Here is a 20,758-nt window from a genome sequence, read left to right as displayed (position 1 = left end):
GTCCGATTCTGTGTGTCAGGGCCTATTGGGGGGCCATCGGCATGATCCGCGTCAGGGGTCGGGTGCGCAGCCTCGGTCTTGCCATCGCGTGGGGCGCTGCGGCCGTCGCGTACAAGCTGCTCTGTCCGCTCGCCCGGGAGACCGGTCTCCCGGCGCGGATCGTCACCAGCGCCGTGTTCTTCGCCGTCGGGACCGTGCTGATCCTGCACGTGCGGCACTCGCTGATGCGGGAGCTGCGCCAGTTGCGCCGGGTCGCCGGCGCAGCGCAGCGCGCACTGCTGCGGCCGCTGCCCTCACGGATCGACGGGCTGGACGTGGCCGCCGCCCAGGTGTCGGCGGAGCGTGGCGCCGCTGTCGGGGGCGACCTGTACGAGGTCGTCGCCACCGAGCACGGCGTGCGAGCCGTGATGGGCGACGTACGCGGGCACGGGATCGGTGCGTTCGGGACCGTCGCCGCCGTGCTGGGCTGCTTCCGCGAGGCCGCTCACGACGAGCAGGACCTCTACGGGGTGCTGCGCCGGCTCGATCGCGCCCTGGCCCGTCATCTGCGCCAGGAGCATCCCGCGGGCGCCGCCGAGGAGTTCGTGACCCTGCTCCTCGTGGAGATCCGGCCCGATGGCGAGATGCTCGCGCTGAACTGCGGCCATCCCTGGCCCTACCTGCTGAGCGGCGCCCGGGCGGACCAACTCGCCCCCGGCGACCCGCAACCGCCCCTGGGCCTGTTCCCGCTCCCGCCGGTGCTGCCGACGGTGGGACTCGGCCGCCTGGAGCCCGACGACGCGTTGTTGCTCTTCACCGACGGCGCGCAGGACGCCCGGGACGCCCGTGGCCGCTTCTTCCCCCTGGCGACCGCGCTGTCGAGTGCGGTGGCGGAAGGCCCGCTCTTCGCGCAGGCGGTCGTCGGCAGGATCTCGACCGCTCTGCGACACCACACCAGGGGCACACCGCCGGACGACATCGCGCTGCTGGTACTGAGAAACGGGGGGCCTGCCAACCTGGGGGCGCGGGGAACTGGGCGAACGGCCACGACGCACCCGCAGACCACGACGGCACCTTAGACACCACGGCGAGAGAAGACACGGCCGGCGGAGCCGTCCGCCCCGCCACGGAGTGTCGGGCAGGCAGCTGGGCGGACGGCGGGTGCGGGCCGCCGCACTGTACGAGGGGGAGCCGGCGGCCCGGCCGGCCTCTTTCGAGGCAATTCAGTCAACCGGTCGGCGACTCTGAGCGACAGTGCGCACACCGTGCGGATTCGAGCACTCCGTTCACACCCCGTGTGAACGCGGAACCACTAACCTGTCCGCACCGAGCCATCCGGGGGGCCCACATGCAGCCCAACACTCTGCTCGACGCGATCCTGGACGAGGCGGGGATCTCGCACGCGGGGCTGGCCGCACACGTCAACCAGGCGGGACGGGCACGGGGTCAGTCCCTGAGGTACGAACACACCGCCGTCGCCCGGTGGTTGAAGGGGCAGCGGCCCCGGGGTCAGGTGCCCGACCTGATCTGCGAGGTGCTCGCGGGCCGGCTGCAACGGCAGGTCACCCTCGACGACATCGGCCTCGGCGTGCCGGGTGAGCCGTCCGCCCCGCACACCGGCTCGCTGTCCGGGTTCGTCGAACGGGCCACCGCCCTGTGGCGATCCGACCAGCAGCAGCGGCCGCACATCCTGGGCGCGCCCGCGCTCACCGGCACGCCCGCCGTGATGCCGGTGTGGGAGTGGGAGAACCCGCCCGAGGACGTGGACGTCTCACGCGGCGGCAGACACCGGGTCACCACGGGCGACCTGGAGATGCTGCGGGCCGCCCGCGCGCACTACGAGCAGATGTACCGCAAGGCCGGGGGCATCGCGACGCGAGCCCGGATCGTCGGCTTCCTCAACGCCGAGGCCGCCCCGCTGCTGCGCGGCAGCTACACCGACGAGACCGGCCGGCAACTGCACCGGGCCACCGGCGGGTTGGTGGCGGTCGCCGGCATCTGCGCCTACGACTCCGACGCCCACGGACTCGCCCAGCGCTACTTCCACCAGGCGCTGCGGCTCGCCAAGGCCAGCGGGGACCGGGGGCTCGGGGCGTATGTGATCGCCCTGCTCGTCAACCAGTCGCTGTTCATGAGGGAGTACCGGCAGTCGGTGGCCTTCGCGGAGGCCGCGCTGCGGGCCGCCGGCAAGCACATCACCCCGGCGCTCGCCTCCGACCTGTACGCGATGCAGGCCAAGGCGTACGCGCACCTCGGCGACGGCAGCAGCGCCCTGTCCTGCATCCGGCGGGCCGAGCAGTCCGCCGAGCGCATCCGGCGCGGCTACGAGCCCGACGAGACCGGTTATGTCCAGCCCGGGCTCGTCAACGTGCAGGTGGCGGAGGCGCTGCTGAGCCTCGGGGAGATCGCGGCCGCAGGAGAGCATGCCGCGGCCGCCGTCGACAACCCGGCGCACGACCGCGGCCGGGTGCACCGGTTGGCGATGCTCAGCACCATCGAGCTGCGGCAGGGCAACGCCGACAAGGCGGTGGCCATCGCCGTGCAGATGGCCGAGCAGGCCCGGGGCATGGAGTCCCAGCGGCTGCGCGACCGGCTGCGCGCGGTGCGGGAGCACCTGGTGCGCAGCGGTTGCGCGGGCACGACCGAGGCGGCCGAACTCATCGACGGGGCCTTGCGCGTACCGTTGTAGATCCGGGCGGTGGTGCCCGTGTCGCTCCGAGGCGCTTCCCGTGCGCCTGCTCTCCCTCCGTCCCTGCTGCGATATTGCCACTTACTCGACGGAAGGTGGCAGAACCGTGCAGTGGACGAAACACAACGAACAAACTGTGTACTCAAACCGCTGGTTCAGCGTCAATCTCGCGGATGTCGAACTGCCCGACGGCCGGCATCTGGACCACTACCTCATACGGCTGCGGCCCGTTGCGGTGGCCACGGTCGTCAACGAGGCCAACGAGGTGCTGCTGCTCTGGCGGCACCGCTTCATCACCGACAGCTGGGGGTGGGAACTCGCGGCCGGCGTGGTCGAGGACGGCGAGGACATCGCCCGCGCGGCCGCCAGGGAACTGGAGGAGGAAACCGGCTGGCGGCCGGGACCCCTGCGCCACCTCATGAGCGTGGAGCCGTCCAACGGGCTCACCGACGCCCGGCACCACGTGTACTGGGCCGACGAGGGCGACTACGTCGGGCACCCCGTGGACGACTTCGAGTCGGACCGCCGGGAATGGGTGCCTCTCAAACTCGTCCCCGACATGGTCGCCCGCGGCGAGGTCCCGGCCGCCAACATGGCGGCCGCGTTACTTCTGCTGCACCATCTCAGGCTCGGACAGGACGCGTTGCCTTAGGCCGTACAGGGCCTCAGCGTCCCAGCGCCTGCCAGATCGCCAGGACGAGGGCACCCACGGCGGTGAGGGCGGCGACCGCGGGCAGCGGCCAGCGCGTGTGTTCGAGCGTGTGGATCCGGGTGTTGAGCTCGTCGATCTCCTTGGCGGTCTCCTCGGTGCGGTGGCTGAGCAGAGCCAGCCCGCCCTCGACGCGGGCGTAGGCCACGTCGAGGCGGCGTCGTAACTCTGCGAGTTCTCCATGGACGACGGGATGCTCGGGATCGGCGGTCACGAGTCCGCTCCTTTCCGTAGTCGTTTCACATCCCTTGCATGCGCATGAGGAGTCAACTCGCCTGGTGGGCGCCTGGGGAGAGTGTGCGAGGGGCATATGCGAGCCCGGCACGCACACGGTGTGTGAATGCAGTGGGCCCGGCACCTGAACAGGTGCCGGGCCCACTGCATGGCCGAAATCTGACCGTCCGTAATCGGCCTCGGTCGGCGGTCAGGCGTACGTGTAGAAGCCCGAGCCCGTCTTGCGGCCGAGCCGGCCCGCGTCGACCATGCGCTGCAGGAGCGGGGGAGCGGCGTACAGAGGCTCCTTGTACTCCTCGTACATGGACTGGGCGACCGAGGCGACCGTGTCCAGGCCGATCAGGTCGGAGAGCTTCAGGGGGCCCATCGGGTGGGCGCAGCCCATCTCCATGCCGTTGTCGATGTCCTCGCGGCTGGCGATGCCCGTCTCGAACATCCGGATCGCGGAGAGCAGATACGGGATCAGCAGCGCGTTGACGACGAAGCCGGAACGGTCCTGGGCGCGGATGGCGTGCTTGCCGAGCAGCTTCTCGGTGAACAGCTGGGCGCGGCTGATCGTGCCCTCGGACGTGGTAAGCGCCGGGATCAGCTCGACGAGCTTCTGCACCGGGGCCGGGTTGAAGAAGTGGATGCCGATGACCTGGTCGGGCCGCGACGTCGCCACCGCGAGCTTCACCAGCGGGATCGAGGAGGTGTTGGAGGCCAGGATCGCGTCAGGCCGGGTCACGACCTGGTCGAGCACCTGGAAGATCTCGGTCTTGACCTGCTCGTTCTCGACGACGGCCTCGATCACCAGGTCACGGTCGGCGAACTCGCCGAGGTCCGTGGTGAAGCTCAGGCGGGCCAGCGTGTCCTCCTGCTCCTCCTCGGTGATCTTGCCGCGCTCTGCTGCCTTGGCCAGGGAGGTGAACAGCCGGGTGCGGCCGATCTCCAGGGCCTCGCCGGTGGTCTCGGCGACCATGACGTCCAGGCCGGCCCGGGCGCACACCTCGGCGATGCCCGCGCCCATCTGACCGCAGCCCACGACTCCGACGCGTGCAATGTCTCCCGCTGGGATGTCCGTCACATCGTCCCTTTCGCTGCTGATCCACGTCCGGGCAGGCTCGCCGGGTCCCGGCGCCTGCTCCGTTCGAGCACGTTACTCCGAAGTATCGATGATCGATCGCGGGGGTCGGGTCCGCTTCGGGCATGCTGGGTCCGGAGCGATCCGCGACCGGGCGGATCCGCGGCTTTTTGGGGCATGCGGATGGGACGAGTCTCACGCAGGGCGTTCGCGGTGGCGGCGCTGTCGGCTTTCACGATGATGCCTCGGGCGTCGGCCGCGACCGGGCACCGGGGCGGGGCGGCGGACTCCGAGATGCGGGGCGTCTGGATCGCGTCCGTGGCCAACCGCGACTGGCCGTCGAAGTCCGGGCTGACCGCGTCGCAGCAGCGCGCCGAACTGCTCACCCATCTCGACACGGCGGCCGACAACCGCCTCAACACCGTGTTCTTCCAGGTCCGGCCCACGGCGGACGCCATGTGGCCCTCGCCGTACGAGCCCTGGTCGCAGTACCTCACCGGCACCCAGGGCAAGGACCCCGGCTGGGACCCGCTGGGCACGGCCGTCGAGGAGGCCCATGCCCGGGGTCTTCGGCTGCACGCCTGGTTCAACCCGTACCGGATCGCCGTGCACGCCGACCCGTCCCGCCTGGCGGCCTCCCACCCCGCCCGCGAGAACCCCCACTGGGTGGTGACGTACGGCGGGAAGCTCTTCTACAACCCGGGGCTGCCCGAGGTCCGCGCCTTCGTCGAGGACGCGATGCTCGACGCGGTGGCGAAGTACCCCGTGGACGGCGTCCACTTCGACGACTACTTCTACCCGTACCCCGTGGCCGGGCAGACCTTCGACGACGAGGCCGCCTACGACGAGCACGGCGGCGGCTTCCCGAACCGGGCCGCCTGGCGCCGGGACAACATCGACCTGCTGGTGCGGGAGACGGCGGACCGCGTCAAGGAGGTCCGGCCGGACGCACGCTTCGGCATCAGCCCCTTCGGCGTGTGGCGCAACGCCGGGACCGACCCGCTCGGCTCGGACACCAAGGCGGGTGTGGAGACGTACGACGATCTGCACGCGGACACCCGGAAGTGGGTGCGCGAGGGCTGGATCGACTACATCGTCCCGCAGCTGTACTGGAACATCGGCTTCGCCGCCGCCGACTACGCGAAGCTGGTGCCCTGGTGGGCGGAGGTCGCGCGCGGCAGCTCGACGCAGCTCTACGTGGGGGAGGCGCTGTACAAGGCGGGTGACCCGGCGCAGCCCGCGGCGTGGCAGCAGACGGGCGAGCTGTCCCGGCACCTGACGCTGGCCAAGGAGCACGCGCAGGTGCGCGGGCACGTCTATTTCGCCGCCAAGGACGTGGCGGCCGACCGGATCGGGGCGATGGCGCGGGTCGTCGCCGACCACTACGGGCAGCCGGCGCCGCCCCCGCGCTGAGTCATGGCCCGGTGGTGGTCTCCCGGTGCCGGATCTCGGTGTCGGGTCCCGGGGAGCACACGCCCTCGTGCCCGTCCTCGAACCGGACGCGGTACGGGGGGTTTCCCTCGGGGCCGAGCACTTCGACGATCTCGCCGACCTTGTCGTGCTGACCGACCACCCTGCCGTGCTGGACAAGCTGGTCGCCCGCGGTTGCGCGCATCTGGGGCCTCCTCACGATGTGTGGAGCAGCGGTCCGTGGCCTCCGAGTCTACGGCGGGGGGCGCCCGTTGGCAGTGGCCGTGCGCGCTCCCGCTCAGCCGCCTGATCGCTGCGTGACGGCGATGCAGACCAGCACCGCCGCGGCCGTCAGCGGGGCGGCGACCGTGAGGTGCTCGCCCAGCAGCAGCACCGACCACACCAGTGTGAGCAGCGGCTGGGCGAGCTGCAACTGGCTGGCTTTGGGGATGCCGATGGCCGCCATGCCTCGGTACCAGACGATCAGACCGACGAACTGCGAGCCGGCCGCGACCCACAACAGGCCGGTGACGCTGTGCGCGGTCAGCCGCACGGGTTCGTGCGCCAGGGCGAGCACGGCGAGCGGCACGGTCAGCGGCAGGCACAGCACCAGTGCCCAGCCGATCACCTGCCAGCCCGGCATGATCCGGGCCAGCCGGCCGCCCTCGGTGTAGCCGGCCGCGCAGACCAGCAGCGCGGCGAAGAGGTACAGGTCGGCGGTGGTCAGAGTGCCGCCGCTCTGCTGCACGGTGAAGGCCAGCACCGCCGTCGCGCCCGCCAGGGCCGCGACCCAGAAGGTGCGCGAGGGCCGGGTGCCGACGCGCAGCGCGGAGAAGAGCGCGGTGGTCAGCGGAAGCAGTCCGACCACGACGGCGGCGTGCGCGGTGGTGGAGGTCTCCAGCGCCAGCGTGGTCAGCAGGGGGAAGCCGAGGACGACACCGGCCCCGACCACCGCGAGCCCCGCCCAGTGCCGGCGGGCGGGCAGCGGCACGCGCAGGGCCAGCAGACAGCCGCCCGCGATCACCGCTGCCAGAACGCTCCGCACGGCGACCAGCGACCAGGGCCCGAAGCCCTCCAGCCCCCAGGCGGTGGCCGGGAACGTGAGGGAGAAGGCGACGACGCCGAGGGCGGCCTGGAGGGTGCCGAAGCCGGGACGCTCCGGTTCCGAGCCGGCGACCGCTATCGAAGGTGCGGCAGTAGCGCTACTCTGTGCTGTCATGCACGAGCGTAGCAGCGTAGGTGAACTGGCGGAACAGCTGAAGCGGGAGCTCGACCGCTACTCTCCCGGTGGAAAGCTGCCGTCGAGCCGTGCTCTGGTGGAGCGGTTCCGGGTGAGCCCCGTGACGGTGTCGCGGGCTCTGGCACAGCTCGCCGCCGAGGGTCTCGTGGTCACCCGGCCCGGGGCGGGCGCGTTCCGCGCACAGGCCCGGACGGCACCGGCCCCCGCCGGGGACACCTCCTGGCAGGAGGTCGCCCTCAGCGCCGACGGCGCAGCCGACCTCGTCCCACGCTCGGTCGACGCCTCCGGGGTGCTGGTGTCGCTGGCCGCCCCGCCGCCCGGCGTGATCGAGTTCAACGGCGGCTATCTGCATCCGTCGTTGCAGCCGGAGCGGGCGATGGCAGCGGCCCTCTCGCGGGCCGGGCGGCGTCCCGGTGCCTGGGGGCGCCCGCCCATGGAGGGGCTGCCGGAGCTGCGCGAGTGGTTCGCACGCGGCATCGGCGGGTCCTTCACCGCCGCCGAAGTGCTGGTCACCGCGGGCGGACAGTCCGCGCTCACCACCGCCCTGCGCGCCCTCGCCCCGTCCGGCGCCCCCGTCCTGGTCGAATCGCCCACCTACCCCGGCATGCTCGCCATCGCCCGGGCCGCCGGTCTGCGCCCGGTGCCGGTCCCGGTGGACGCCGACGGCGTGAAACCGGCGCTGCTCGCCGACGCCTTCCGCGCCACCGGCGCCCCGGCCTTCGTCTGCCAGCCGCTCTTCCAGAACCCCACCGGCGCGGTGCTCGCGCCCGAGCGGCGCGCCGAGGTGCTGCGCATCGCCCGCGAGGCGGGCGCGTTCGTCGTCGAGGACGATTTCGTGCGCAGGCTCGTGCACGAGGACGCCGGGCCCCTGCCGCGCCCGCTGGCCGCCGACGACCCCGACGGCGTCGTCGTCCATGTCTGCTCGCTGACCAAGGCGACCTCGCCGAGCTTCCGGGTGAGCGCCCTGGCCGCGCGCGGGCCGGTGCTGGAGAGGCTGCGCGCCATCCAGGTCGTCGACACGTTCTTCGTGCCGCGCCCGCTCCAGGAGGCCGCACTCGAACTCGTCGGCTCGCCCGCCTGGCCGCGTCATCTGCGGGCCGTCGCCGCGGAGTTGAAGACCCGGCGGGACGCGATGACCGGCGCGCTCGCCCTGCACCTGCCGGAGCTGGCCCTGCCGCACATCCCCTCCGGCGGCTACCACCTGTGGCCCCGCCTGCCCGACGGCACGGACGAGTCGGCCCTGACCTCCGCGGCCCTGCGCGCCGGCGTCGCCCTCACACCCGGCCGCCCGTACTTCAGCGCCGAACCTCCGGCCGCGCACGTCCGACTGAGCTTCGCGGCGGTCGCCGGGACCGGAGAGATCGCGGAGGGTGTACGACGGCTGCGCAGGGCCTGTGACGAGGTGCTGGGATAACCGCTCGACGCACCTTCGGGCGGCCTGCGAGCATCGCGGACATGACCGAAACGCCGAGCCTGCCCGAGGGCTACGAGATCTCCACCGACCCCGGCCGCGTCGACCGCGCGCGCGTGCACCACTGGCTGTCCACCGACGCGTACTGGGCGCTGGGGCGTTCGAGGGAGAAGCAGGACCGGGCGATCGAGGGCTCGCTCAACTTCGGCGTCTACGAGACCGTGTCGGGGGAGCAGGTCGCGTACGCCCGGGTGATCACGGACCGGGCGACCTTCGGGTGGCTGTGTGACGTGTACGTCGATCCGTCGGTGCGCGGCAAGGGCGTCGGCAGCGCGCTCGTGGCCGCGGTACGGGACGAGATGCGGCAGTACGGGGTGCGGCGCGTCCTCCTCGCCACCCACGACGCGCACGGGGTGTACGCGAAACTCGGGTTCGCGCCGCTGGAACGGCCCGAGCACTGGATGGCGCTCATCTTCGGCCAGTGAAGGCCGGCACACCCTCGGTAACTCGTAGGTAACACCTCTTGACCTGCGCACTTGCTGCGCCCACGATCGCCGCATGCCACTTCGGGTCACGTTCGTCGCCTCCGCGCGCAGCTCTCCGCTGCTCGCCGAGCGTTTCGAGGACGACCGGCCGCTGGACCAGGCCGGCTGGGGTGAGGTGGAGCGCCTCGCCCAGGAGCTGCTGCCGCTCGCCGCGGCCGAACTGCGCTACTGCTCGCCGACTCCGCGCAGCCGGTCGACGGGGGAGGGGCTCGGGTACGCGCCGCTGGTCCAGTTGGGCCTGCGCGACTGCGACATGGGCCGGTGGCGTGGGCTGACCCTCGGCGAGGCGATGGCCCGGGAGCCGGACGCCGTGGACGCCTGGCTCGCCGACCCCCGCGCCACACCGCATGGCGGTGAGTCGCTGGTCGACTTCATCACGCGTGTCGGCGGCTGGCTCGACACCCGGCCCGTCGAGGACGGCTGCCGGGTCGTGGCGGTGGCCGAGCCGTCCGTGATCCGGGCCGCCCTGGTGTACGCCCTGAAGGCACCGCCCTCGACGTACTGGAACATCGACGTCCGCCCGCTGTCGACGACCGCCGTGACGGGCCGGGCGGGTCGCTGGAACCTGCGCTTCGACGGGGCGGCCGCTCAGCCCTCGCGCGCGTAGTCGGTCCGCAGGACGAGGTCCTTGGAGGGGCCGCCGACGCGCCACACCGTCCGCCAGTGGGCGCAGTCGTGGACGGTGAACTCGCCGCGGTAGAGGTCCGCCGCACAGGGGTGGGCGGCGACATGCCGACCGGACGTCAGATCGAGGTCGTGGAACGGCCGCCCGTCGGCGAACCGCACCTGAGCCGTGCCGCCCGGGCCCCGCAGGAACCGCAGCGTCCGCTCGGCGGGCCGGGCGACGCCCTGCCAGACGAAGGTCCCCGACTCGTGGTGCAGCAGCCCGCCGGGCGCCTCTCCGTCCTCGCGGAACTCGGTGGTTCCGGTGAACTCGCCTTCCGCGCCGCTCGCGAGATCCCGCACCGACCGTGACACCCGCCAGCGCCCGGCCAGATACGCCAGCGCGTCCGGCACTGGCCAGAACTCGCCCATCCTGCCCCGCTCTCCGTTCCCACCGTTCCTGCGCGACCCATTGACGCGCATCCGCCCCCTCCCTATCTTGCCGTTCGAAGTGCTGACCAATGTCTGATATTTCGAACACTCCTCTACCGAGAGCCGCGGAGTATCCATGCCACGCACCGCCGCCCGCCCCCGATGGAGACTGGGTCTCACGACCACCGCTCTCCTGACGGCGACAGCCCTCGTACCGGCCCCCGCGCAGGCCGAGGACGCCACCGACTACGCGATCACCGTCGACCCGTCCGCCCAGGGCGCGAAGATCGACGACACGATGTACGGCGTCTTCTTCGAGGACATCAACCGGGCCGCCGACGGCGGTCTGTACGCCGAGCTCGTGCAGAACCGATCCTTCGAGTACTCCACCGCCGACAACGGCTCCTACACGCCTCTGACCTCCTGGTCGGTGGGCGGCACGGCCCAGGTCGTCGACGACTCCGGGCGGCTCAACGAACGCAACCGCAACTACCTCTCCCTGGGCGCCGGTTCGTCCGTCACGAACTCCGGCTACAACACCGGCATCAGGGTCGAGCAGGGCAAGCGCTACGACTTCTCCGTGTGGGCCCGCGCCGCGAGCGGCAGCACGCTCACCGTCTCGCTGAAGGACGCCGCGGGCAGCCTCGCCACCGCCCGCCAGGTCACCGTGAAGGGCGGCTGGGCCAAGTACAAGGCCACCTTCACGGCGACCCGCACCAGCAACCGCGGCCGGCTCGCCGTCGCCTCGGCGGACGCCGCCGCGCTCGACGAGGTGTCGCTCTTCCCGCGCGAGACCTACAAGAACCAGCCGAACGGCCTGCGCAAGGACCTCGCCGAGAAGATCGCGGCCCTGAAGCCGGGCTTCGTGCGCTTCCCCGGCGGCTGCCTGGTCAACACCGGCTCCATGGAGGACTACAGCGAGGCCTCGAACTGGCAGCGCAAGCGCAGCTACCAGTGGAAGGACACCGTAGGCCCGGTCGAGGAGCGCGCCACCAACGCCAACTTCTGGGGCTACAACCAGAGCTACGGCCTCGGCTACTACGAGTACTTCCGCTTCTCCGAGGACATCGGCGCCATGCCGCTGCCCGTCGTCCCCGCCCTGGTGACCGGCTGCGGCCAGAACAAGGCCACCGACAACGAGGCGCTGCTCAAGCGGCACATCCAGGACACCCTCGACCTCATCGAGTTCGCCAACGGCCCGGCGACCTCGACGTGGGGCAAGGTCCGCGCGCGGATGGGCCACCCCAAGCCCTTCCACCTGACCCACGTCGGGGTCGGCAACGAGGAGAACCTCCCCAAGGAGTTCTTCGCCCGCTTCGAGCAGTTCCGGACCGCCATCAAGGCGAAGTACCCGGACATCACCGTCATCTCCAACTCGGGCCCGGACGACGCCGGCTCGACCTTCGACACCGCCTGGCAGCTGAACCGCGAGGGCAAGGTCGACATGGTCGACGAGCACTACTACAACAGCCCGAACTGGTTCCTGCAGAACAACGACCGCTACGACTCCTACGACCGCAAGGGTCCCAAGGTCTTCCTCGGCGAGTACGCCTCGCAGGGCAACGCCTGGAAGAACGGCCTGGCCGAAGCCGCCTTTATGACGGGCCTGGAGCGCAACGCGGACGTCGTCAAGCTCGCCTCGTACGCCCCGCTGCTCGCCAACGAGGACTACGTCCAGTGGCGGCCGGACATGATCTGGTTCAACAACCGGGCCTCCTGGAACTCGGCCAACTACGAGGTCCAGAAGCTGTTCATGAACAACGTCGGCGACCGCGTGGTCCCCTCCAGGGCCACCGGGACCCCGGACGTCAGCGGTCCCATCACCGGCGCCGTCGGCCTGTCGACGTGGGCGACCAGCGCCGCGTACGACGACGTGAAGGTCACCTCCGACGACGGCTCGACCCTCTTCGGCGACGACTTCTCCGGTGACGCCTCGAAGTGGAAGCACGCCGGCACCGGCAGCTGGAGCGTCCAGGACGGGGCCTACGTCCAGACCGACACCGCCGCCGAGAACACCATGGTCACGGCGGGCGACCCGGCCTGGAAGGACTACGACCTGCATGTGAAGGCCACCAAGAAGTCCGGCAAGGAGGGCTTCCTCGTCGCCTTCGGCGTCAAGGACACCGGCAACTACTACTGGTGGAACCTGGGCGGCTGGAACAACACCCAGTCCGCGATCGAGCAGGCCGTGGACGGCGGCAAGGGCACCCTGATGACGAAGGCCGGGTCGATCGAGACGGGCCGGGCCTACGACATCGACATCAAGGTGCGCGGCCGCCAGGTCACCCTGTTCCTCGACGGCAAGGAGTGGGGCAGCTTCAAGGACGACAAGCCGGCCGAGCCGTTCCGCCAGGTCGTCACCCAGGACGCCCGGACCGGGGACCTGATCGTCAAGGTCGTCAACGCCCGGTCGGCCGAGGCCCGTACGGCCGTCGACCTCGGTGGCGCCAAGGTCGCCTCCACGGCCCGCGTCACCACGCTGGCCGCCGACGAGACGGCCGTGAACACCGAGACGGACACCCCGGTGACGCCGGTGACGTCCACCTTCCGGGGCGTGGCCGAGAAGTTCACGTACACGTTCCCGGCGAACTCCGTGACGTTCCTGCGGATCAAGCAGAGGTAGGACCCGGACCTCGCGGGGCGGGCTCAGCCCCGCGAGGTCCACCCCGGGAGTGTCTGAAGCACCCGCTCCGCGACCCGCAGCAGCACCGCGTCGTCCGGCACGGCTCCGTCCGCGCGCCACAGGGTGACGTCGACTGAACCGCCGCGGTCCTTCGGGTTTTGGGCGACGGAGAGGGCCCGGGCCGGAACGCCGGGACCGCTGTCCGCGTCGCCGCCGTCCAGCCGGAAGCTGATGCTGATGGTGCGGGTGGAGTAGAGAACCCCGGGGCGGCCCAGTACCTTCTGCGGGCGGGCGTAGCTACCAAGCAGTCCTTCCGACCCGGCCACGGGAAGGCCGTCGTAGGTCGCCGAGAGCGTCACGGTGTACGTCTCGAACTCGACCTGGGCCTGCGGGGTGGCGATCTGCTTGCCGCCCGGGGACCCGATGGAACCGTCGCTGCCGGAGGCGGTCTTCGCGATCTCCGTCGGCGTGCCCAGCAGCGCCGCCAGGTCGGGCCGGTTCAGCGCCTCGCACAGCCGCGCGCCGGTCAGGCGCTTGCCCTTCGGGCCGGGGGTCTCCTCGGCGGAGCAGGTGGCGGGCTTCGGCTCGCTCTCCGCGGCCGATGTCTTCGCGAGCCACCAGAAGCCGCCGCTGAGCGCCCCCACCAGCGCCACCGCCGCGAGCGCCTGCCCCCATGCGCTCGGGCTCTCGCTGTGCGCGTCGTTTTCCTCGGCCATGTCCCCCACCCGCCGTGATCCCCTGAAATGTGCCCGGGGACCTTACCCTGTGGTCATGGCCAGGACAAAGCCGGTTTCCCGAGCCGCCGTTCCGGCCGCCGCATCGCTCATGCATGGGATTGCATAAACGTGCAGAGAAACGTATAGTCATGCCCTCTAAGGAGGAGGATCCATGGCGGTACGAGCGGCAGTGGCCGGAGCGAGTGGGTACGCGGGCGGGGAACTGCTGCGTCTGCTCCTGGCACACCCCGAGGTCGAGATCGGCGCCCTGACCGGCAACTCGAACGCGGGACAGAGGCTCGGTGCGCTCCAGCCCCACCTGCTGCCCCTGGCCGGCCGGGTGCTCCAGGAGACCACCCCGGACGTCCTCGCCGGCCACGACGTCGTCTTCCTCGCCCTGCCGCACGGGCAGTCCGCCGCCGTCGCCGAGCAGCTCGGCCCGGACGTGCTCGTCGTCGACATGGGCGCCGACTTCCGGCTGACCGACGCCGCCGCCTGGGAGCGGTTCTACGGCTCTCCGCACGCCGGAACCTGGCCCTACGGCCTTCCCGAACTGCCGGGTGCCCGCGCCGCGCTGGAGGGGTCCAAGCGCGTCGCGGTGCCCGGTTGCTACCCCACCGCCGTCTCCCTCGCCCTCTTCCCGGCGTACGCGGCGGGCCTGGCCGAACCCGAGGCCGTGATCGTCGCCGCGTCCGGCACGTCCGGCGCGGGCAAGGCGGCCAAGCCGCACCTGCTCGGCAGCGAGGTCATGGGCTCGATGTCCCCCTACGGCGTCGGCGGCGGGCACCGGCACACCCCCGAGATCACCCAGAACCTCAGCGCGGCGGCGGGGGAGACGGTCTCCGTGTCCTTCACACCGACCCTCGCGCCGATGCCCCGCGGCATCCTCGCCACGTGCAGCGCCAAGGCGGCCGACGGCGTCACGGGCGAGTCCCTGCGCGCCGTCTACGAGAAGGCCTTCGCCGACGAGCCGTTCGTGCACCTGCTCCCCGAGGGCCAGTGGCCCGCCACGGCGTCCGTCTACGGTTCGAACGCCGTTCAGGTGCAGGTCGCGTACGACGCGGACGCCGGCCGGATCATCGTGATCAGCGCCATCGACAACCTCACCAAGGGCACCGCGGGCGGTGCCGTCCAGAGCATGAACATCGCCCTGGGTCTCGACGAGACCACCGGACTGACGACGATCGGAGTTGCGCCGTGAGTGTGACGGCAGCAAAGGGATTCACGGCGGCGGGCATCGCCGCCGGGATCAAGGAGAACGGCAACCCCGACCTGGCCCTCGTGGTCAACACCGGCCCTCGCCGCGCCGCCGCGGCCGTGTTCACCTCCAACCGGGTGAAGGCCGCGCCGGTCCTGTGGTCCGAGCAGGTGCTGAAGAGCGGCCAGGTGTCCGCCGTCGTCCTCAACTCCGGTGGCGCCAACGCCTGCACGGGGCCGAAGGGCTTCCAGGACGCGCACGCGACGGCCGAGAAGGTCGCCGAGGTCCTCGGCCGCGGCGCCATCGAGGTGGCCGTCTGCTCGACCGGCCTCATCGGCCTCCTGCTCCCCATGGACAAGCTGCTCCCGGGCATCGAGACGGCCGCCGGCTCCCTGAGCGAGCACGGCGGTGAGAAGGCCGCCATCGCCATCAAGACCACCGACACCGTCCACAAGACGTCCGTCGTCACCAAGGACGGCTGGACCGTCGGTGGCATGGCGAAGGGCGCGGGCATGCTCGCCCCCGGCCTCGCCACCATGCTCGTCGTCCTCACCACCGACGCGGCCCTCGACGACGACGTCCTCGACAAGGCCCTGCGCGCGGCCACCCGCACGACCTTCGACCGGGTCGACTCCGACGGCTGCATGTCCACCAACGACACCGTGCTGCTGCTCGCCTCCGGCTCCGCCGAAGTCACCCCGGAGTACGAGGAGTTCGCCGAGGCGGTACGGCAGGTCTGCGACGACCTCGGCCAGCAGCTCATCCGGGACGCCGAGGGCGCCAGCAAGGACATCAAGGTCGAGGTGGTCAACGCCGCGACCGAGGACGACGCCGTCGAGGTGGGCCGCTCCATCGCCCGCAACAACCTCCTCAAGTGCGCCATCCACGGCGAGGACCCCAACTGGGGCCGCGTGCTCTCCGCGATCGGCACGACGAGCGCCGCCTTCGAGCCCGACCGGCTGAACGTCGCCATCAACGGCGTCTGGGTCTGCAAGAACGGCGGTGTCGGAGAGGACCGCGACAAGGTCGACATGCGCTACCGCGAGGTGCACATCGTCGCCGACCTCGCCGCCGGGTCCGAGACCGCCACCATCTGGACCAACGACCTCACCGCCGACTACGTCCACGAGAACAGCGCGTACTCGTCATGAGCAGTGGAGCGACACGTAAGCACACCGCCCTGCCCAAGGCGCAGATCCTCATCGAGGCCCTGCCCTGGCTGGTCCGGCACAACGGCAAGACGGTCGTCATCAAGTTCGGCGGCAACGCCATGATCGACGAGGACCTCAAGGCCGCCTTCGCCCAGGACGTGGTGTTCCTGCACCACGCCGGCCTCAAGCCCGTCGTCGTGCACGGCGGCGGCCCGCAGATCAGCGCAGCCCTCGACCAGCACGGCATCGTCAGCGAGTTCAAGGCGGGCCTGCGGGTGACCACCGAGGACGCCATGGACGTCGTGCGGATGGTGCTGGCCGGGCAGGTCCAGCGCGAACTGGTCGGGCTGCTCAATCAGCACGGGCCCCTCGCCGTCGGCCTGACCGGCGAGGACGCGCACACCATCACCGCCACCAAGCACCAGCCCGAGATCGACGGCGAGCTGGTCGACATCGGGCGCGTGGGCGAGATCACCGCGATCGACACGGGCGCCATCGAGGCCCTGCTCGCCGACGGCCGGATCCCGGTCGTCTCGTCGATCGCCCGCTCCCAGGACGACGGACATGTCTACAACGTCAATGCTGATACGGCGGCTGCGGCACTCGCTGCTGCTCTGGACGCCGAAACCCTCATGGTCCTCACGGACGTCGAGGGCCTCTACGAGGACTGGCCGCACAGCGACGAGGTGATCAGCCGCCTCACCGCGACCGAGCTGGAGCGGCTGCTGCCGGACCTGTCGTCCGGCATGGTGCCGAAGATGGAGGGCTGCCTGCACGCCGTACGGGGCGGCGTCACCACCGCCCGCGTCATCGACGGCCGGGTCCAGCACTCGATCCTGCTGGAGATCTTCACCGACGAGGGCATCGGCACGATGGTCGTGCCCGACGAGCCAGAGGGGGAAGCCGTATGACCGCCCATCAGGAGTACGCCGAGCGGTGGCAGGGCGCGCTCATGAACAACTACGGCACCCCGCTGCTGCCCCTGGCACGCGGCGAGGGCACCCGCGTCTGGGACGCCGACGGCACCTCCTATCTCGACTTCGTCGGCGGCATCGCCACCAACGCCCTCGGCCACGCCCACCCGGCGATCGTCGAGGCCGTCACCCGGCAGATCGGCTCCCTCGGCCACATCTCCAACTTCTTCATGGCCGAGCCGACCGTCGCCCTCGCCGAGCGGCTGCTGCGCCTCTTCGGCCGGGACGGCAAGGTCTTCTTCTGCAACTCCGGCGCCGAGGCCAACGAGGCCGCGTTCAAGATCGGCCGGCTGACGGGCCGGACCCACATCGTGGCCACCGAGGGCGCCTTCCACGGGCGGACCATGGGCGCCCTGGCCCTGACCGGCCAGGCCGGCAAGCGCGAACCGTTCCTGCCGCTGCCCGGCGACGTCACCCACGTGCCGTTCGGCGACGCGCAGGCGCTGGCCGCCGCGGTCACCGACGAGACCGCGCTCGTCATCCTGGAGCCGATCCAGGGCGAGCTCGGCGTGGTCGTCCCGCCCGCCGGCTACCTCAAGGCCGCCCGGGCCATCACCGCGGCGAACGGGGCGCTGCTCGTCCTCGACGAGGTGCAGACCGGCATCGGCCGGACCGGGCACTGGTTCGAGTACCAGGCGCACGAGGGCGTCCTGCCCGACGTCGTCACCCTCGCCAAGCAGCTCGGCGGCGGACTGCCGCTCGGCGCGACCGTCGCCTTCGGCCGGGCCGCCGACCTGCTCCAGCCCGGCCAGCACGGCACGACGTTCGGCGGCAACCCCGTCGCCTGCGCCGCCGGGCTCGCCGTCCTCGACACCATCGAGAACGAGGGGTTGCTGGAGAACGTCAAGCGGCAGAGCGAGAGGTTGCGGGACGGAATCGAGGGCCTCGGCCATCCGTTGATCGATTTCGTCCGGGGTACGGGACTCCTCCTGGGTATCGTGCTCACCGAGCCGCTCGCGCCCCAGGTGCGCCAGGCGGCTCAGGAGGCCGGATTCCTGGTGAACGTGCCCGCCCCCGACGTCGTCCGGCTGATGCCGCCGCTGAACCTCGGCGACGACGAGGTGGACGCGCTTCTCGGGGCGCTGCCCGGCATCCTCCAGGCAGTGAGCGGGGACGGACGATCCGGGGAATGAGACGACGATGAGCCAGGCGCAGGACCACGAGCAGCCGGGGGCGAACGGGCCCGCCGTGCCGCAGACCCGCACCGCCCGCCACCGCCGGATCGTGGACATCCTCAACCGGCAGCCGGTCCGCTCGCAGAGCCAGCTGGCGAAGCTGCTCGCCGACGACGGGCTGAGCGTCACGCAGGCGACGCTCAGCCGGGACCTGGACGAGCTGAACGCGGTGAAGATCCGCAACGACGACGGCGATCTGATCTACGCGGTGCCCAGCGAGGGCGGGTTCCGTACGCCCCGGGCTCCGCTGGGCGGGTCGGCGAAGGAGGAGCGGATGCGGCGGCTCTCCCAGGAGCTGCTGATCTCCGCGGAGGCCTCGGCGAACCTCGTGGTCCTGCGGACCCCTCCGGGGGCAGCGCAGTTCCTGGCCTCGGCCATCGATCAGGCCGAGCTGCACGACATCCTGGGGACGATCGCGGGTGACGACACGCTGATGCTGATCAGCCGGGACCCGACGGGTGGGCAGGCCCTGGCGGATCATCTGCTGAGGCTGGCGCAGAACGGCCACTGAGGCTCGTCGTTCGGGTGCGGGTGAGCAGTGGCTGTTCGCGCAGTTCCTCGCGCCCCTGAGGGCCGTAGCGGTGCGGGCGGGTGGTTGTGTGCGGGTGCGTTGTGGCTGTTCGCGCAGTTCCCCGCGCCCCTGGGTCGGCCCCGTTGCGGGCATGCGTGCCGCTGGGGGCGGCACGGGTGGGCGCAGCGGCACCCCGTTCCGCCGGGTTGCGGACGCCCCCAGCCACAGCTCACCCCAGCCTCGCTGCCAACCCCCCGGTGCAGCGCACCTCGTCGCCGGCCGTGATCAGCAGTGCCTCGACGCCCGGCAGGGACTCCAGCCACGCCAGCCCCTCCCGTGAGCCCATCGCGAACGCCGCCGTCGCCCAGCAGTCAGCCCACGTCAGCCGGGGCCCGACCACGGTCACGGCGACCAGGTCGGTCACGGCCGACCGCCCCGTCCGCGGATCCACGATGTGCGCGCCGCGCTCCGCCGTGCCGGACGTGGCCACGGACAGCTCGTCCACCCCGGCCGCCGAGATGACCGCCGCCAGGCCCCCCGGCCGCAACGGGTCGGCCACCCCCACGCGCCACGGACGCTGCCCGCCCGGTGTCCCGAGCAACTGCACATCGCCGCCGCCGTTCAGGTTCACCCCGCACACCCCGGGCACCTCCGCCAGCAGGCGTGCCGCCCGCTCGACCGCCCAGCCCTTGACGATGCCGGTCGGGTCGAGGCGGCCTTCGTACGACGTGCTGAACCAGCCCTCGCTCAGATGCTCCGCCTCGGCGGCCAGTTCCAGCACCTCGGCGACCTCGGGATCGCACTCCGCGACGGTCACCTCCCCGCGCTGCAGCCGTGAGATCTGGCTGTCCTCGCGGTACGTGCTGAACACCTCGTCGACCCGGTGCAACCCGGCGACGGCCTCGTCGAGGGCCGCGCGCACGACGGCCGGTTCCCCGCCGCGGACGTCGAAGGAGAAGACGGTCCCCATCGTCTCCTCGGCATGACGTACCGCGGCGGGAGCCTGTGCGGAGTCGGCCACCGTGTCAGCCACCGGCCTGGTCCAGCGCCGACTGGAGGGACTGCTTGTAGCCGGCACTGGTGTACGTCGCACCGGACACGGCGTCGATCTGGGCGTTCCCGGCCGCGACGGCCGCCTGGTTGAGGCGGGGGACGGACGAGGAGGTGATCTGGTCGCTGCGGCCGCCCTTGGGGGCCTGGACCGCCTCGGCCTTGGTGATCTTCCCGCCGGTCACGGTCACCCGGACCTGGACCGGCCCGTACTGCGTCTGAGCCGCCTTGCCGGTGAGGGTCTGCGTCGCGGCCTGGCCGCCTCCGGAGCCCGCGGCCTGGGAGGAACCGCCCCCGGCCGGAGCCTTGTCCAGGGCGGACTGGAGCGACTTCTTGTACCCGGCACTGGTGTACGTCGCGCCCGAGACCGCGTCGACGTCCGCGTTCCCGGCCGCCACGGCCGCCTGGTTGAGGCGGGGCACCGAGCTCGCGGTGATCTGGTCGCTGCGGCCGCCCTTGGGCGCCTGGACCGCCTCCGCCTTGGTGATCTTCCCGCCCGCGACGGTCACGCGCACCTGGACCGGCCCGTACTGCGTCTGCGCGACATCGCCGGTCAGCGTCTGCGCGCCACCCGAGCCCTGCTGCGCTCCGGCGGACGCCTTCGCCTTGTCCAACGCGGACTGGAGCGACTTCTTGTACCCGGCGCTGGTGTACGTGGCGCCCGAGACCGCGTCGATCTCCGCGCCCTGCGCCGCGACCACGGCCTGGTTGAGGCGGGGCACCGAGCTGGCCGTGATCTGGTCGCTGCGGCCGCCCTTGGGGGCCTGGACCGCCTCGGCCTGGGTGATCTTGCCGTTGCTCATCGTCAGGCGGACCTGCACGGCGCCGTACTGCGTCTGCGCCGCGTCACCGGTGACCGCGCCGTTCACGCCGCCCTGCGGGGCCTGCCCGGCCGCAGCGGGCGGCGCCTGCCCCGCAGCCTGGGCGGAGCCCGGGTCGGAGGCCGGCTTCAGCGACAGCAGCAGCACGATCCCGGAGACGGTGGCTGCGCCGGCGAGCACGGCACGCCGGACGGGGTGAGACTTCCTCATCGTTTCCCAAACTC

The 20,758-nt window shown here is 71.6% G+C and carries 21 protein-coding genes; 13 read left to right on the top strand and 8 right to left on the bottom strand.

What is annotated here, in order from left to right; translation table 11 throughout:
- Positions 1-41 precede the first annotated feature (41 nt).
- From IE153_RS10460 to IE153_RS10450, 3 genes are all read left to right on the top strand, one after another.
- Positions 42-1,058: a PP2C family protein-serine/threonine phosphatase gene (locus tag IE153_RS10460; protein ID WP_189589462.1), complete on the top strand. Its 1,017-nt coding sequence runs from the start codon at positions 42-44 to the stop codon at positions 1,056-1,058.
- A 269-nt stretch (positions 1,059-1,327) separates the two neighbouring features.
- Complete coding sequence (locus IE153_RS10455) at positions 1,328-2,668, top strand: NsdA family TPR-like regulatory protein (RefSeq protein WP_189589461.1); 1,341 nt, start codon at positions 1,328-1,330, stop codon at positions 2,666-2,668.
- 106 nt (positions 2,669-2,774) lie between these two features.
- Positions 2,775-3,320 carry an NUDIX hydrolase gene (locus IE153_RS10450; RefSeq protein WP_189589460.1) on the top strand — a complete coding sequence of 182 codons (546 nt, stop codon included), beginning with the start codon at positions 2,775-2,777 and terminating at the stop codon, positions 3,318-3,320.
- A gap of 13 nt (positions 3,321-3,333) precedes the next feature.
- Here the strand turns inward: IE153_RS10450 and IE153_RS10445 are convergent, their stop codons facing one another.
- Both IE153_RS10445 and IE153_RS10440 read right to left on the bottom strand, forming a co-directional pair.
- Positions 3,334-3,591, bottom strand: coding sequence for a hypothetical protein (locus tag IE153_RS10445; protein ID WP_031108713.1), 258 nt, complete (start codon positions 3,589-3,591; stop codon positions 3,334-3,336).
- A 210-nt stretch (positions 3,592-3,801) separates the two neighbouring features.
- Positions 3,802-4,677, bottom strand: a complete 876-nt coding sequence (locus tag IE153_RS10440; protein ID WP_031108714.1) for a 3-hydroxybutyryl-CoA dehydrogenase — start codon at positions 4,675-4,677, stop codon at positions 3,802-3,804.
- Between the two features lie 180 nt (positions 4,678-4,857).
- Between IE153_RS10440 and IE153_RS10435 the strand changes: the two genes are divergently transcribed.
- Positions 4,858-6,087, top strand: a complete 1,230-nt coding sequence (locus IE153_RS10435; RefSeq protein ID WP_189589459.1) for a glycoside hydrolase family 10-like protein — start codon at positions 4,858-4,860, stop codon at positions 6,085-6,087.
- A 1-nt stretch (position 6,088) separates the two neighbouring features.
- Here the strand turns inward: IE153_RS10435 and IE153_RS10430 are convergent, their stop codons facing one another.
- Positions 6,089-6,289: a DUF1918 domain-containing protein gene (locus tag IE153_RS10430; RefSeq protein WP_189589458.1), complete on the bottom strand. Its 201-nt coding sequence runs from the start codon at positions 6,287-6,289 to the stop codon at positions 6,089-6,091.
- Positions 6,290-6,382: 93 nt separating this feature from the next.
- The gene (locus IE153_RS10425) at positions 6,383-7,303 is read right to left on the bottom strand and encodes a DMT family transporter (RefSeq protein ID WP_189589457.1); all 921 of its coding nucleotides are present in this window, start codon (positions 7,301-7,303) and stop codon (positions 6,383-6,385) included.
- Here IE153_RS10425 and IE153_RS10420 point away from each other — a divergent pair.
- From IE153_RS10420 to IE153_RS10410, 3 genes are all read left to right on the top strand, one after another.
- Positions 7,302-8,738: an aminotransferase-like domain-containing protein gene (locus tag IE153_RS10420; RefSeq protein ID WP_189589456.1), complete on the top strand. Its 1,437-nt coding sequence runs from the start codon at positions 7,302-7,304 to the stop codon at positions 8,736-8,738. The two genes, IE153_RS10425 and IE153_RS10420, sit on opposite strands and share 2 nt — an antisense overlap.
- A gap of 41 nt (positions 8,739-8,779) precedes the next feature.
- Entirely contained in the window at positions 8,780-9,220 is a 441-nt protein-coding gene (locus tag IE153_RS10415) for a GNAT family N-acetyltransferase (RefSeq protein ID WP_189589455.1), read from the top strand.
- Between the two features lie 73 nt (positions 9,221-9,293).
- Positions 9,294-9,887, top strand: coding sequence for a histidine phosphatase family protein (locus IE153_RS10410; RefSeq protein WP_189589454.1), 594 nt, complete (start codon positions 9,294-9,296; stop codon positions 9,885-9,887).
- Here IE153_RS10410 and IE153_RS10405 read toward each other — a convergent pair.
- Positions 9,869-10,315, bottom strand: a complete 447-nt coding sequence (locus tag IE153_RS10405; RefSeq protein ID WP_189589453.1) for a DUF6314 family protein — start codon at positions 10,313-10,315, stop codon at positions 9,869-9,871. The two genes, IE153_RS10410 and IE153_RS10405, sit on opposite strands and share 19 nt — an antisense overlap.
- Positions 10,316-10,451: 136 nt before the next feature.
- Here IE153_RS10405 and IE153_RS10400 point away from each other — a divergent pair, with 136 nt between their 5' ends.
- Positions 10,452-12,938 (top strand): alpha-L-arabinofuranosidase family protein, encoded by a 2,487-nt coding sequence (locus tag IE153_RS10400; protein ID WP_189589452.1) that lies wholly within the window; start codon positions 10,452-10,454, stop codon positions 12,936-12,938.
- A 23-nt stretch (positions 12,939-12,961) separates the two neighbouring features.
- On the opposite strand, the gene IE153_RS10395 is transcribed toward IE153_RS10400, so the two are convergent.
- Positions 12,962-13,654, bottom strand: coding sequence for a DUF6215 domain-containing protein (locus tag IE153_RS10395; RefSeq protein WP_189589451.1), 693 nt, complete (start codon positions 13,652-13,654; stop codon positions 12,962-12,964).
- 172 nt (positions 13,655-13,826) lie between these two features.
- On the opposite strand from IE153_RS10395, the gene argC reads away from it, so the two are divergent.
- Genes argC through IE153_RS10370 form a run of 5 tightly spaced genes read left to right on the top strand, consistent with a single transcriptional unit; the run spans position 13,827 to position 18,663 of the window.
- Positions 13,827-14,855 (top strand): N-acetyl-gamma-glutamyl-phosphate reductase, encoded by a 1,029-nt coding sequence (argC, locus tag IE153_RS10390; protein WP_189589450.1) that lies wholly within the window; start codon positions 13,827-13,829, stop codon positions 14,853-14,855.
- The gene (gene argJ / locus IE153_RS10385) at positions 14,852-16,003 is read left to right on the top strand and encodes a bifunctional glutamate N-acetyltransferase/amino-acid acetyltransferase ArgJ (protein ID WP_189589449.1); all 1,152 of its coding nucleotides are present in this window, start codon (positions 14,852-14,854) and stop codon (positions 16,001-16,003) included. The genes argC and argJ overlap by 4 nt, the downstream gene beginning before the upstream one ends.
- Complete coding sequence (gene argB / locus IE153_RS10380; protein WP_189589448.1) at positions 16,000-16,914, top strand: acetylglutamate kinase; 915 nt, start codon at positions 16,000-16,002, stop codon at positions 16,912-16,914. The genes argJ and argB overlap by 4 nt, the downstream gene beginning before the upstream one ends.
- Positions 16,911-18,110 carry an acetylornithine transaminase gene (locus IE153_RS10375; RefSeq protein WP_189589447.1) on the top strand — a complete coding sequence of 400 codons (1,200 nt, stop codon included), beginning with the start codon at positions 16,911-16,913 and terminating at the stop codon, positions 18,108-18,110. The genes argB and IE153_RS10375 overlap by 4 nt, the downstream gene beginning before the upstream one ends.
- A 7-nt stretch (positions 18,111-18,117) precedes the next feature.
- On the top strand, positions 18,118-18,663 hold the full coding sequence (locus tag IE153_RS10370) for an arginine repressor (protein ID WP_031103981.1): 546 nt from the start codon (positions 18,118-18,120) through the stop codon (positions 18,661-18,663).
- 229 nt (positions 18,664-18,892) lie between these two features.
- Here the strand turns inward: IE153_RS10370 and IE153_RS10365 are convergent, their stop codons facing one another.
- Together IE153_RS10365 and IE153_RS10360 are read right to left on the bottom strand one after the other, a co-directional pair.
- Entirely contained in the window at positions 18,893-19,696 is an 804-nt protein-coding gene (locus IE153_RS10365; protein WP_229828959.1) for an FAD:protein FMN transferase, read from the bottom strand.
- Complete coding sequence (locus IE153_RS10360) at positions 19,689-20,744, bottom strand: FMN-binding protein (RefSeq protein ID WP_189589446.1); 1,056 nt, start codon at positions 20,742-20,744, stop codon at positions 19,689-19,691. Before IE153_RS10360 ends, IE153_RS10365 begins: the two co-directional genes overlap by 8 nt.
- Positions 20,745-20,758 lie beyond the last annotated feature (14 nt).

The sequence above is a fragment of the Streptomyces massasporeus genome (assembly GCF_014648995.1).
Classification (GTDB): Bacteria; Actinomycetota; Actinomycetes; order Streptomycetales; family Streptomycetaceae; genus Streptomyces; species Streptomyces massasporeus.
This window is presented reverse-complemented; position numbering and strand designations above follow the sequence as displayed.